9 protein-coding genes and 1 riboswitch are annotated in these 13,365 nt (G+C 47.6%); of the genes, 3 read left to right on the top strand and 6 right to left on the bottom strand.

Translation table 11 applies throughout. The features are described 5' to 3' along the window. Positions 1-163: 163 nt before the first annotated feature. Complete coding sequence (locus H0266_RS19635) at positions 164-292, bottom strand: hypothetical protein (RefSeq protein ID WP_281374338.1); 129 nt, start codon at positions 290-292, stop codon at positions 164-166. A 335-nt stretch (positions 293-627) separates the two neighbouring features. Between H0266_RS19635 and katG the strand changes: the two genes are divergently transcribed. The 3 genes from katG (at position 628) to H0266_RS14050 (ending at position 5,553) form a co-directional block, all read left to right on the top strand. Then, positions 628-2,844: a catalase/peroxidase HPI gene (gene katG / locus H0266_RS14060; RefSeq protein WP_181473063.1), complete on the top strand. Its 2,217-nt coding sequence runs from the start codon at positions 628-630 to the stop codon at positions 2,842-2,844. 340 nt (positions 2,845-3,184) lie between these two features. Continuing rightward, positions 3,185-4,027 (top strand): nuclease-related domain-containing protein, encoded by an 843-nt coding sequence (locus H0266_RS14055; RefSeq protein WP_181473062.1) that lies wholly within the window; start codon positions 3,185-3,187, stop codon positions 4,025-4,027. Positions 4,028-4,362: 335 nt separating this feature from the next. Further along, a complete protein-coding gene (locus H0266_RS14050; RefSeq protein ID WP_181473061.1) occupies positions 4,363-5,553 on the top strand; it encodes a cation:proton antiporter in 1,191 nt (396 codons plus the stop codon). Positions 5,554-5,991: 438 nt separating this feature from the next. Here H0266_RS14050 and H0266_RS14045 read toward each other — a convergent pair whose 3' ends face one another. The 5 genes from H0266_RS14045 to H0266_RS14025 all read right to left on the bottom strand — a co-directional run bounded on the left by H0266_RS14045 (position 5,992) and on the right by H0266_RS14025 (position 13,249). Continuing rightward, positions 5,992-8,841, bottom strand: a complete 2,850-nt coding sequence (locus H0266_RS14045) for a UPF0182 family membrane protein (protein ID WP_246364015.1) — start codon at positions 8,839-8,841, stop codon at positions 5,992-5,994. Positions 8,842-9,243: 402 nt separating this feature from the next. After that, the gene (locus H0266_RS14040) at positions 9,244-10,536 is read right to left on the bottom strand and encodes an NCS2 family permease (protein ID WP_181473060.1); all 1,293 of its coding nucleotides are present in this window, start codon (positions 10,534-10,536) and stop codon (positions 9,244-9,246) included. A 95-nt stretch (positions 10,537-10,631) separates the two neighbouring features. Continuing rightward, positions 10,632-10,732, bottom strand: a riboswitch (purine riboswitch). 336 nt (positions 10,733-11,068) lie between these two features. Further along, the gene (locus H0266_RS14035) at positions 11,069-11,695 is read right to left on the bottom strand and encodes a hypothetical protein (RefSeq protein ID WP_246364012.1); all 627 of its coding nucleotides are present in this window, start codon (positions 11,693-11,695) and stop codon (positions 11,069-11,071) included. Positions 11,696-11,788: 93 nt separating this feature from the next. Beyond that, positions 11,789-12,235, bottom strand: a complete 447-nt coding sequence (locus H0266_RS14030) for a MarR family winged helix-turn-helix transcriptional regulator (protein WP_181473058.1) — start codon at positions 12,233-12,235, stop codon at positions 11,789-11,791. A gap of 54 nt (positions 12,236-12,289) precedes the next feature. Then, entirely contained in the window at positions 12,290-13,249 is a 960-nt protein-coding gene (locus H0266_RS14025) for a ring-cleaving dioxygenase (protein ID WP_181473057.1), read from the bottom strand. Positions 13,250-13,365 lie beyond the last annotated feature (116 nt).

Genomic DNA, 13,365 nt, shown 5'->3' with positions numbered 1-13,365 from the left:
GTCATGAAACCGTCTTTATTGTCTCGCTTAGCGCGCTTTTAAGACTCACATTTGAGCAAAACCGTCATAATCAGACTACTTAACGCACTTTTATGACGACCGGTCGGGTAAAACTGCGTTAATCGCGTCTCTGTCCTTTTACGATTGAGACACGACAAGCTGACTATTGATCCGAAACTTCCACACGCTTTTCTTCCCGGTTATCTAGACGTCTATGATGCATGACCTGTAGGATCCACTGATCGGAATCTTCTTCGTAGGTTATTTCCCCGATCATCAGGTAGCCGTCCACGTCCCCGACCTTCTTCCTTCTAATAACAAGGCATGTTTATGCATAAGTACCACCCTCTACCTGATCACCCAACAAAAAAATTAAATCGTAAGCGCTAAAATTTTCTTTCTTTTCTGTAAGTTTGTTAAGATAGAAGATAAGAGATTTATAAGACCCACCCCTTCCCCACGATGACACACAACTACACACTAGACTCACCCTATGTTTTAAACACCTTCACGAATTTTTTTTCAGAAAACGAACACGTCTCGCTTCCAATTTTTTCGCTAGTTTATTATAATTATAATCTAAGAGCGATTATAATTTTTTCACACATATAGGAGGGAGCAACAAATATGGACAAGAATGAAATGAAACACAGTCAAGCAGAAGGTTGCCCAGTATCCCACGGTTCTCATGGCAGTAATGAAGAAACGAGTGCCATTACGCCGATTAAAGTCGGAACGAAGAACAAGGATTGGTGGCCGAACCAACTGAATTTGGACATCCTTCATCAGCACGATAAGAAAACGAATCCGATGGGTGAGGAATTCGATTACCGCGAGGAATTCCAAAAGCTCGATTATGATGCGATGAAGCAGGACCTTCGCGAATTGATGACGGACAGCCAAGACTGGTGGCCGGCCGATTACGGACATTATGGTCCCCTGTTCATCCGTATGTCATGGCACGCGGCTGGTACATACCGCACAGCCGACGGGCGTGGTGGCGGTAGTTCAGGTCAACAGCGTTTCGCTCCATTGAACAGCTGGCCGGATAACGGAAACCTCGACAAAGCGCGCCGACTCCTATGGCCGATCAAACAGAAATACGGCAACAAACTATCTTGGGCTGACCTGCTCGTTCTTGCAGGTAACGTCGCACTTGAAGACATGGGCTTGCAAACGGTCGGATTCGGCGGTGGACGTGAAGACGTCTGGCACCCGGAAGAAGATATTTATTGGGGTAGTGAAACAGAGTGGCTGGAAAATGAACGTTATTCCGGCGACCGTGAGCTTGAGCAACCCCTTGCCGCTGTGCAAATGGGACTCATTTACGTAAACCCGGAAGGTCCAGATGGCGAACCTGATCCACTCGGAAGCGGTCGTGACATCCGTGAAACATTCGCCCGCATGGGAATGAATGATGAAGAAACCGTTGCCCTGACAGCTGGCGGACACACATTCGGTAAAGCCCACGGTGCCGGCGATGCGGTCGCACACGTCGGAGCTGCCCCGGAAGCTGCAGATATCGAAGATCAAGGCTTCGGTTGGAAGAGTACGCACGGAAGCGGTAAAGGCCGAGACACGATCACAAGTGGTGTGGACGGTGCATGGACACCGACGCCGACGAAGTGGGACATGAGCTACTTCGACCTTTTATTCGGATACGATTGGGAGCTCACGAAGAGCCCAGCCGGCGCGTATCAATGGAAGCCGGTCAACCCGAAAGATGAGCACCTGGCTCCAGATGCGGAAGATGCTTCTGTAAAAGTCGACACGATGATGACGACGGCTGACATGGCGATGCGTGAAGACCCGGTATATGAAGAAATCTCCCGTCGCTTCCACCAGCGACCTGATGAATTCGCCGACGCTTTCGCACGCGCTTGGTTCAAACTGCTTCACCGTGACATGGGACCGAAATCCCGTTACCTTGGACCAGAAGTGCCAGAAGAAGATTTCGTCTGGCAGGATCCAATTCCAGAAGTCGATTATGAACTGACGAATGCCGAAATCGAAGACTTGAAAGCTCAGATCCTAGACTCTGAACTGACAGTTTCTGAACTCGTCAAAACGGCATGGGCGGCAGCGAGCACCTACCGTGATTCTGACAAGCGCGGTGGCGCAAACGGCGGACGCATCCGTCTAGCTCCTCAGAAGAACTGGGAAGCAAACGAACCGGAGCAGCTTGAAAAAGTGCTATCGGTCTATGAAAATATTCAAAGCAAGTTCGACAAGAACGTCAGCATCGCGGATTTAGTCGTACTTGGCGGTTCCGCTGCCATTGAAAAAGCCGCGAAAGACGCAGGTGTCGAGGTTACCGTTCCATTCACACAAGGACGCGGCGATGCGACTGAGGATCAAACCGATATCGAGAACTTCGAATTACTTGAGCCTATGGCGGACGGATTCCGTAACTATGAGAAAAAAGAATACACACTGAGCCCAGAAGAGTTGCTCGTCGACAAATCGCAGCTCCTCGGCCTTTCCGGACCTGAAATGACGGTACTGGTCGGCGGTATGCGTGTACTCGGAGCCAACCACGGCAACAGCAAAAACGGCGTATTCACCGACAACGTCGGAACATTATCCAACGACTTCTTCGTGAACCTATTGGATATGGGCGTGAAGTGGGAGCCGGTCGACTACAACGAATACGAAGGCCGCGATCGTCAAACAGGCGAATTGCAGCACACCGCTTCTCGTGTAGACCTTGTATTCGGTTCGAACTCGATCCTTCGCTCTTATGCGGAAGTGTATGCGCAAGCGGACAACAAAGAGAAATTCGTGCATGACTTTGTGGATGCATGGGTGAAAGTGATGGACGCGGATCGTTTTGATGTAAAGTAAATGATGCATGGATGAGAAGCACCCTTTGTGGGTGCTTCTTTTTTAGTGGTATTTCCGCTTAAGACGTTTTTAGTATGCAGATGCTTGTGAAACTGCTTTAAATAAGGGGATTATGATACTTTCTGCCAAATGAAGTCATTGAAGAGGTCTTAATCAAGCAGTTTATGACGGTTCTGTATTGATTCATTTTACAAAAGCGTTTTAAGTACTTCCTCACAAATTCAAAGGACGCTATGCTATACTCAACTCATCCCCCATAGGAAGGAAGAAAAATATGCCCCCTTACAAACCTCGAACCAAACCTCGCCATCTATCTATTCTCGAGTTTTTAAATAACAGAATGACATTGTCACCTAGAGAAAAGAAAGACTTAACCAATTGGCAGAAAGGCTACGAAGGCGAATTACATTTTGATGAATTAACCCGACCTTTTGAGTCCACCTTCCTTCTCTTACAGGACCTCCTGTTAAAAAATCACTCCACAACCTTTCAAGTCGACACCCTCTTGATCACACCTAACAAAAATTATCTATTCGAGATTAAAAACTACGAAGGCGACTACGTTCACGACGACGACAAATTCTATCATCTCCCACAATCAGAGATACTCAATCCTCTCCATCAGCTTCAACGAGCGAACGCTTTGTTAGGACAATTGTTGACTCGCCACGGCATTACTACCCCGTTCGAATCTTACCTTATCTTTATTCATCCGCATTTCACCTTGTATCAAGCCCCTCAACACCCATCCATCATCTACCCGACTCAACTCTCATCTTTTCTAAGAAAAATATCACCGGCCAGTAACCCCTTGAAGGGTCATCATCGCAAACTAGCTGACACGCTGACCACCCTCCATGATCCGAACCCTGTTTTACCAGACTTGCCGGCCTATAGCTTTGACTCCTTACAAAAGGGAATCTACTGCCTTCAATGCTCATCTTGTTCCATTGCCTTAAAAGGGCGGTCCATGTACTGCGAGAAATGCGGCCACATCGAAGAGTTCTCTGCAGCTGTCTTAAGAAATGCACTCGAATTCAAGCAGCTGTTTCCATCAAACAGGATAACTTCAACTTCAATCTACGAATGGTGCGGAGAAATTGGGACTCCACGGAGAATTCGCACAGTATTGGAAAAGCACTTCGCAATAAAAGGACGAAAGCGCGGGACGTACTATGTATAAGACCTTTTCGCCACCCCTACTTTTCCTAAACTGTCTTATTCGACATGTATAAAACACTTTTAAGCGATGTCTCTCCACAAAAGGGTACTAACCGCTCCTTTATAACGTTTTAGCATAAGATGACTCTCTTAAACGTCTTTAATTCGAATCATAAGACGTTTTCAGCTAATCGCAAACACCGAAGTCGTCCATAAGTAAAAAGCAAAATCAATAACCGAACGCCCCTATACACTCCCTCATTTATTGATCCCCACCGCGTTTCATATCTTTACCAGAAGGGAAAATTCACCAAAGACAAAACACGTCCCCAAATGACAAGAAAGGAGTCGAAAACCATGTCGATCACACAAGGAATCGTGCTATTATTCATCGGATTCCTCATTTTCACGTTGGATAAAAAACAAGAAAACATTCCCGTGCCAACCGTTCTCGTGTTCATCGGCATCGGGCTGTCCTTCATTCCTTATTTTTCATCCATCGAAGTGACTGAACACATGATTTACAACGTGTTCCTGCCACCACTTTTATTCGTGTCGGCTTACCGGTTCTCGCCCGCCCAGCTGAAGAAAAATATCGGGATCATCCTTTTCCTTGCCACCGCCGGACTCGTCGTGACCATCGGCGCCTTAGGAGGGCTCGTCTACCTCATCAGCGGACCTTTTCTGTCGATTTCGTTCCTCGGGGCGTTGTTATTGGCTGCGATCCTTACCCCGACGGATCCGGTATCGGTGGTATCGATTTTAAAAACGACGACCAACAACGAGGAAATTGCTGATGTGGTCGAAGGGGAATCGTTATTGAACGATGGCACGAGTATCGTCGTATTCACCTTCCTCCTTGAACTCTATACGACGCAGCAAGAATTCTCCCTATCATCTTTTCTAGGTGAATTTGCGTTCGTATTTGCTGGAGGCATTCTACTCGGTATTACCTGTGGCTGGCTCGTGAGTAAAGGCGTTCACTATACCCACAACAAAGAATATCAAGTGATGCTGAGCATCGTCATGGCCTACGGATTGTTTCATCTGGCCGAAGCCGCCGGGGTATCAGGCGTGCTCGCCACGGTAGCGGGAGGGCTCATGCTGTCGTTCGAATACGGCCGAACGAACAAAGAAGAGCATTTCAAAGAAGCGTTGGATGGATTCTGGGGCGTGGTCGAAATTTCCGCCCTATCGCTACTGTTCCTGCTGATCGGGATTGCCGCTTCTTCTTATTTACAAACGTCCATATGGGGATTCGCCTTCCTCGTTTTCGGACTATCCATTGTCGTCAGAGTCCTCGTCGTCTCGGGGACCAGCTCGCTTTTTCCAAGTTGGAGAAAACATATGTCGTGGAGAGAGTCTATAATCATTTCCTGGTCGGGATTGAAAGGGACGATGTCCGTGTTCCTCATCCTTCGATTCCAAATCGAGCAAGCAGGCGGATCGAGCTTGTTCCTATCCTTGGCTTTTGCCACCGTATTGATTTCGCTCGTGATCCAAAGCCTGGGGATTTACCCCCTTTCGAAAAGACTGGAATCCCACTGACAACACACGCAACTAAAAAAGCCTGATCCCTCTATAGGATCAGGCTTTTTCTAGGCTGTTGAAGCAGGTTCTGTTAGATCATATATGCATACCGTGGGAGGGAAAACGACTCGCTTTCCCCTCCCACTATGCTATAAATAGTGGAGACAGAACCTTGTCAAGCATTGTGCTCTCATCAACAGAGCTCCACGTTGTAGTAGAATCCCTAGAGGTTCAGCCTACTTATGGTGAGGTGGCGTGGAAACGGCGATACTCCTGCAGGATCCTGAGGCTTGGGTGAGATCCCGCAGGGCGCGAAGCGTCCGAGGAAGCTCACCGCCTCCTGCGGAAAGGGAGTCGTTTCCACGCCACCTGCCCCTTCTCAACTTGGTAGAACCGAAAGTAGCTTTCTCAAAACCATGAAGAGCCTGATCCTTCGATAGGATCAGGCTCTCTTTCTTACTCTTCTGTATCTGTTGAATCAGACTCAGACTCTTCCGAATCCGTTCCGCCAGAATCATCAGACTCTCCAGTGCCAGATCCTTCGCCCTCAGGCGCATCCGGCTGCTGAAGCTGCTGTGAATTTTGCAACATGGACTGGATTTCTTCCATGATCGCTCCGGCTTCTTCGTAATTTCCTTGAGACATCTGCTGCTGATACTGATCGAACAGATCGGACAATTGCTGAAGCACTTCGTTCGACTCGATCGAAGGTCCGGCATCCGGCGTCTCTTCCGCACCATCATCTTCAGGTGCTTCCGCTTCCGGATCGATCCGTGATAGCAAGACTTCAAGCGCTCGGTCGAATGTCGGCTCCATCACAATCTGGTTCTGATAGGCGACAATGACCTGTTTCACTTCAGGGAGTGATGTTTCGTTCGACGACTGGATATAGATCGGTTCAGCATAGAGAATCGTATCTTCAATCGGCAGGACGAGTAAGTTTCCTCTGATGACTTCAGATCCACCTTGTGACCATAAGTTCAACTGTTGGGAAATGTTACTGTCTTGGTTGATCCGGTTTTCAATTTGCTGCGGCCCATAAATGTTTTCCTGCTTCGGAAACTCATAGACCATCATCTCACCGTAGTTTTCTCCATCGTTTCGAACACCCATCCAGGCAATCATATTCTGACGGTTCCTTGGTGTGAACGGCGTCATGAGGACGAATTCCTCTTCCTCTGCATTCGGAAGACGCATCGTCACATAGTACGGCTCCATCTGAACGTCTTCATTGAAGTATTTCTCTGTCGGGATTTCCCAATAATCTTCCCGGTTATAGAACACTTCAAGGTTCGTCATATGGTACGTCTGATACATTTGAGACTGCACTTTGAAGAGATCGATCGGATAACGGAAGTGATTGCGCACGTCTTCCGGAATCTCTTCTGTGAACAACTGCGGGAACATCTGTTGATACGTCTGAAGCAATGGTTCATCCGGCTCCGCTACATAGAAAGTCGGTTCCCCTGTGTACGCATCGACGGTCACTTTCACCGAGTTGCGGATGTAACTCTGATTGCCGGAGTACGGCTCAGAGTACGGATAATTTTCTTCCGTCACATACGCATCGATCATCCAAGCCATCGTGCCATCATCTCTTACAAAAATATACGGATCATCGTCATACGATAGGAACGGCGCAATGCGCTCCACACGATCCATGATGTTTCGCGTCTGCAATAACTGACTATCGCCGGTCACTTGCTCTGAGACGAACATCCGGAACGATCCTTCATCAAGAGCGAAAAGCGCACGATTGAGACCGGACATTTGGATTCCGGTATCGGCTTCAAAACGGTTCGACATGTTCTCATCCCCTGCAGGGTAGTCGAACTCTTCTACGCCACTGTCCACGACGACGGAATCATACTCTTCTTCACCGAAGTACACTTGAGGACGCGTAATCTCGATTTCCCCTTGAGGCGGCAGGTTCTGAACCATATATTCCGGCTGACCCTGCGGCGTAATTTCGTGCACGTTACTCATCGCGATCCCGTAGCCGTGCGTGTAACGAAGGTTTTGGTTTTCCCACGTTTGCGCCTGAGACGGCAAGTCGGACGTATTCAGTTCACGCGCGCCAAGGAATACTTGTGTGTATTCTCCGTCGACCATATAACGGTCGATGTCGATGTCATTGAATTCATAATACGTACGGAACGTCTGGAGCTGATTGTACACATCCAAAATCGGGCGACTATCGTTGATTCTGACGTTATCGAACGTTCCCGCGTTCCGGTCGACCAACTCCTGGTCGAGCGAAGCCGCTCCCGGATGCTGATCTTCTGTCATATTATCAAAATCATAGGCTGTACGAGTCATCGAAAGGTTCTCCTCTAAATAAGGACTCTCACGAGAGAATTCACTCGGCGATACGACGAAATTTTGTACAATCATCGAAGCCCCTTGAGCAAGGATCCCGACGACAAAATAAAGGACAATCGGAGCAATCATGCCTTTCCAATTGCCACGGAACAACGACCAAATCACCCACACCGTTCCAAGCAATGCCACACCCGCAAGCACATACGATGCCGGGTTGTTGATGACGTCATCCGTATAACTCAAACCATGGACGACACTTTCTTGGAACGCATTCACCTGATTGGTGAGGAGCGAATGAAACGGCTCGAGCACATGCTGCGCCGCAAGCAGCACGCCGATGACAGCAAGCGTCACACCCATATGCGTCTGCGCGTTGCGACTCTTCATGTACATCTGGTAAACCGAATACAATCCGATTTGGACAAAGAAGAAAAAGATCGCAAGACCAAGCACCATCGATAACACAAACTCGATGAACGGCAGAACGAACATGTAGAACGAAACGTCCCGACCGAAGTGAGGATCCGTGATTCCAAATTGTTCATAATTGAGGAACTTCAGCCACGGCTCCCAGCCTACCCCCTGCACGATCATGCTACCAAGCAGCCCGACAATCAAGGCAGCCGAAAGCAGCACTAAACGGCTCTGCTTCTTACTCGTCACCACACCCGGCAGCTGTTCCTCGGAGAAATACCCGACATAGACCCTCCGAATCCAGCTAAGCGTAATGTAAGTAAAAATAGAAAATACAATAAACCCGACAATCCCAAGCATGACCTTACTCGTCAGAATCGTCATGTACGTTTCCTGATAACCGACCGTCCCCATCCAGATATATTCCGTAACCCAGTTGAGCGACAGGAGGACTAAAAGGGCAAGAATGATGAAAAAGACCACTGTTTTACCTAAACGCCTGCCGAGCTTACTCCACTTCTGTTTCTGAGCAGAAGACAGCTGGCTGACGTTATTGAAATTATTGTCCAACAAAACTCCTCCTTTCGTTTCTTTCTTCTATACGAATCAACGTCTAGAAATGTTTCATAAATGTAAATGATCCTACATTAAGTATATCAAATAAGTACCTGTCCCCGCTTGTTGTAGATTCTTTTATCTAAGGTTGTGCGCGGGTCAAGACGCTTTTGTTCACCGAATCGACATGAAACCGTCATAATCCAGTGCTTCACAACCTTTTCAAGGGCTCCTTCCGTTGAAAAGTGTCTTACGAGCACCGATTATGACGGTTTTGATCCTACTGTTGATTCAAAACCGTCATAAGGACGCTTGCCACGTCGGTTTTCACCAAAGATCGCGGCGAAAAGCGCCGAGATCAAAAAAGCGACACCAGGCTGCATACCCGATGTCGCATAACTTCTCCACTTAACCTTTTTACAAAAAGACAAAATACATAATGAACAATCCGCCGAGCGTGTACATGATCGGGTGGACCTGCTTCCAGTCCTTCTTCGCGATCATCGCAAACGGATAAAGAATGAATCCGAGCGCGATGCCGGTCGCGACACTGAACGTCAGCGGCATCATGATCACGGTCACAAACGCTGGGACGACGATTTCGAACCGGCTCCAGTCGATCTCTTTCACTTCCGTCGCCATCAGCGCACCGACGATGATCAACGCGGGCGCCGTCACTTCAGGCGTAATGACACCGAGAATTGGCGAGAAGAATAACGCAATGAAGAAACAGATCGAGATGACGACACTCGTAAATCCAGTTCGTCCACCGACAGCAACACCTGCTGATGACTCGACGAAGGAGGCCGTCGTCGACGTACCGAAGATCGCTCCGACGACACCAGAAGTCGAATCCGCGAGTAGAGCACGTCCCGCATTCGGAATCTCGTTATTTTTCATAATGCCAGCCTGACTGGCAACCGCAATCAGCGCTCCTGCGGTATCGAAGAATGCTACGAATAAAAACGTAAAAATGACAGCTAGAATCTCAGGCGTGAAAATATCGCCGAGGTTCTGGAAAACCACTCCAAAGGTCGGCGCAAGACTCGGTACCTCTCCGACAATCGAACCCGGCACATCGACGAGCCCTAGGAACATCCCGAGAATACTCGTCACGACGATGCCGTAGAAAATCCCGCCGCGGATGCCGCGCACAAGCATCATCAGCGTAATAACGAAACCGAACGCAGCAAGGGCCGTCCCCGGCGAAGTCAACGCGCCGATCGATACGAACGTTTCCTCATTGGCGACGACGAAGCCGGCATTTTTCAACCCGATAAAGGCAATGAAAAAGCCGATTCCGCCTGCAATCGCATGCTTCAAATCTTTCGGAATCACATTGATGATTTTTTCACGGATTTTGAAGAGACTGAGGATGACGAAAATCACGCTCGCGATAAACACGCCCGTCAGCGCGACCTGCCACTCGATGCCCATCCCGATGACGACAGAAAAAGTAAAGAATGAGTTCAGCCCCATACTGGGCGCGATGCCGACCGGGAAGTTGGCAAGCAGTCCGATCAAAAGCGATCCGACAATCGCCGATAACGCGGTCGCCGTGAACAGCGCCCCTTTATCCATACCCGATTCACTTAGAATGATCGGGTTGACGACTAAAATATAGGCCATCGAAAGAAACGTGGTGATTCCCGCCAGCGTTTCCTTCTTGAAATTCGTTTCTCTTTTGTTGAACTCGAAGAATTGTCTCATGATGTTTTCCTCCTCTATTCATCAAACAAAACGTCTTGTATTTGGACGCAAAAAAAGCGCCGGCAATCTACCGGCGCTTACACATAGGGAAAGAACAAATTCGTTGTTTCCCTTGTAGACTAGCTATTTCCGGTAGCTGGTAGAAACGCTCAGGCCGTATCCCTGAACTTATACAAGGTGTTGTATCTATTTTTGAATGATAGGGAGAATCATAACAATCTGTGCGGGGTGGGTCAATCGTTATAGAAAATGTTCGGGAATTCACTTTTTTCTGATATTCTCGCGGTATCGTTTACATTGGCGGATCAAAGCACTTTTGTTGAAAATACTCTATCGAAACCGTCATTATCAGGGTTCTTACGACGGTTTAGAATATCTCATTCTATGAAAAACGTCGTAAGGGGCACGGTTAAAACATTTTCCAGACATTGGTAGATTCAAAACCGTCTTATGCAGCCGGATCACGACGGTACTCATCAAGATTTTTTAGAAAAACGTCATGATCGGCGCTCGCTACACGAAATATCGGCCATCAAACGCGAGAACCGTCCCCACGCACGACATTCCGTAACTCCTGCTCTGTATAGGTCCCCTTCACGCCCGGAACATCCATAAAGTACGCTACGATCTCGTCTTCCTCGAGGCCCGCCGACTTTTGCAGCCCCGTGATGATCGTACTCAAATACTCCACCGACGGCTTTTTGACCTCATCCGGCGCCATCGGCTCAGGATTGGTAAACGTGAAGACCGGATAACCACCCTCATCTCCTAGATAGAGCAAGTTGCCATACCAAGAGTCTTGGACGACTTTAGCGCCTTTTTCCATGACTTCATCAAAATCCATGTCGAAACTGTCGAGCCCGTTCTCCTGCGCGACGATGTCCAGGAATTGCTCCCGGGTCACGAGATACATGTTGCTGTACGTCCGGTAAGCCGGATCACGCACGACGTCAATAAACCCGACGCCTCCACCATTCCAACGCCCCGCTTCTTTCGCGAAATACAGCTGATGGTTCATCACGAATGGCTTCTCACTTCTCGGAAGCGTCATATCACGGCAGCCCCTCTCGGTATCGTTCGACAACGCCGGCTTTCCTCCTTTTATGTAGCAAAGAAACCGATCCACATTAATATTCGATCCAAAGCTCGCGTACCACACTAAGTTTTTGTCCTTCATATGCACTCTCCTTTATGGGGACGGTTCTCATGTTTGGCTGAATCCCTCAAACACGAGAACCGTCCCCATATCAAATTACATGTTTTTTTGGAGTTTCTTTAACAAATCGTGCAAGATCACTTGCTCTTCTGGTTCTAGTCCCATAAATTGAGAGGCTTGGAATTGTTCTTGTTGAGGGACCATTTCCTCAAATAGCTCTTCACCTTGCTTCGTTAGAGAAATCGTTTTGGTTTTCCAATTTTGCTCGCGCTTCACCAATCCCATATTTTCCATTTTCCTAATCAGTTGTGTGATATTTCCTTTGGTTACAAACAATTTTTCTCCTAGTTCTTTCTGCGTAAGTTCTTTGTGGACACCGACTTGTATTAACACATCGAATTGTGCGCTTGTGAGCCCCCACTGCTTCATGAATTCATTGTTCAGACGAATACTTTGGTTGTACACACGAGAAAGACGAAACCAGATCATCAATCCAAGCCGTTTTTCTTTTTGAGATAACTCTTTGTTCTCATGCTCATTCATATCGTGCAACTCCTTTGTACTTGGACTGATCTGTTACGAATTTATCGTGTGCCGTCAGTCTGTCGGCAGTGGTTTTAATTTGCTCTCGATTTCTTCTCTCTGCGGTTCCAGGAAAGTAGGTAACGATAAAGTTTCACCCAAGCGACCTGGGTCTTCATCTGTATCAAAACCAGGGCCGTCCGTTGCGAACTCGAACAATATCCCGTTCGGTTCTCTGAAGTATAAAGAACGGAAATAAAAACGATCGACAAATCCTGATGTTTCGAATCCATCCTGTTCTATATGCTCGACCCATTTCTTTAATTCTTCCTCTGATTCTACCCGGAAAGCGACATGGTGTACTCCTCCGCGTCCCTGTCTTTCTTCTGGAAGGTCTTTACGTTGTTCGACATGGATTTCCGTGTCTAATCCCCCTTCAAAGGTTTCAAAAACATGGATTTCGTTCCCCTCAAAGGTGTACTGTCCCACTTCTCTATACCCCATCAGTTCCGTTAATACTTGAGCGGTCGGCTCCAGATATCGAACGGTCAATTTGACGGGACCAAGGCCGAGAATCTGAAAAACTGCTGGAATATCGCTGTTTTCCCCAGTATGTTCGAATCCATTCTTTTGGTCAAATTGGTCTGCCACCAGGGTCATTCGGTGGCCTTCTGCATCTCGGAACGGCAGAATCTTATGGCCGAATCGTTCTGAGATGGGTGATTGATCGACACCCAATTGTGTGAAACGATCCTTCCAGAAGAACAAAGCCTCATCGGACGCTACGCGCAACGACACATTGGATATGCTATTGGTCCCCTCATGATTTTCAGCCAAATTAGGAATTTCAAAAAACGTTAATTCTGTCCCCGGGTTCCCTTGTTCGTCTCCATAAAACAGATGGTAGTACGAAGTGTTATCTTGATTGACCGTTTTTTTCACTAAATGCAGTCCTAATGCTTTCCTGTAGAAGGCCAAGTTCTTTTCTGCGTTGGCCGTTAGGGAAGATACGTGGTGAATACCTTTTAAATTCATATTCTCGTCTCCTTTTATCATTTGGTTTATTGCTGTTCCAGATCCTACTATTGCATTTTTTTGCTTGTTTATGTATTATCAGTTTAGTACTAAACTTAAGAACAGTCAAGATTCAT

This window comes from Halobacillus locisalis (assembly GCF_013694105.1).
GTDB classification, from domain to species: Bacteria; Bacillota; Bacilli; order Bacillales; family Halobacillaceae; genus Halobacillus; species Halobacillus locisalis.
Note: the sequence above shows the minus strand (reverse complement) of the source record. Positions and strands in the feature narration are given on the sequence as shown.

What these genes read in the sequence shown, in the direction of transcription:
- H0266_RS14030 (WP_181473058.1), bottom strand. Translation starts at nt 12,235, where the DNA reads ATGAATGAGCATGAGAACAAAGAGTTATCTCAAAAAGAAAAACGGCTT.
- H0266_RS14025 (WP_181473057.1), bottom strand. Translation starts at nt 13,249, where the DNA reads ATGAATTTAAAAGGTATTCACCACGTATCTTCCCTAACGGCCAACGCA.
- H0266_RS14055 (WP_181473062.1), top strand. Translation starts at nt 3,185, where the DNA reads ATGACATTGTCACCTAGAGAAAAGAAAGACTTAACCAATTGGCAGAAA.
- H0266_RS14050 (WP_181473061.1), top strand. Translation starts at nt 4,363, where the DNA reads ATGTCGATCACACAAGGAATCGTGCTATTATTCATCGGATTCCTCATT.
- H0266_RS14040 (WP_181473060.1), bottom strand. Translation starts at nt 10,536, where the DNA reads ATGAGACAATTCTTCGAGTTCAACAAAAGAGAAACGAATTTCAAGAAG.
- katG (WP_181473063.1), top strand. Translation starts at nt 628, where the DNA reads ATGGACAAGAATGAAATGAAACACAGTCAAGCAGAAGGTTGCCCAGTA.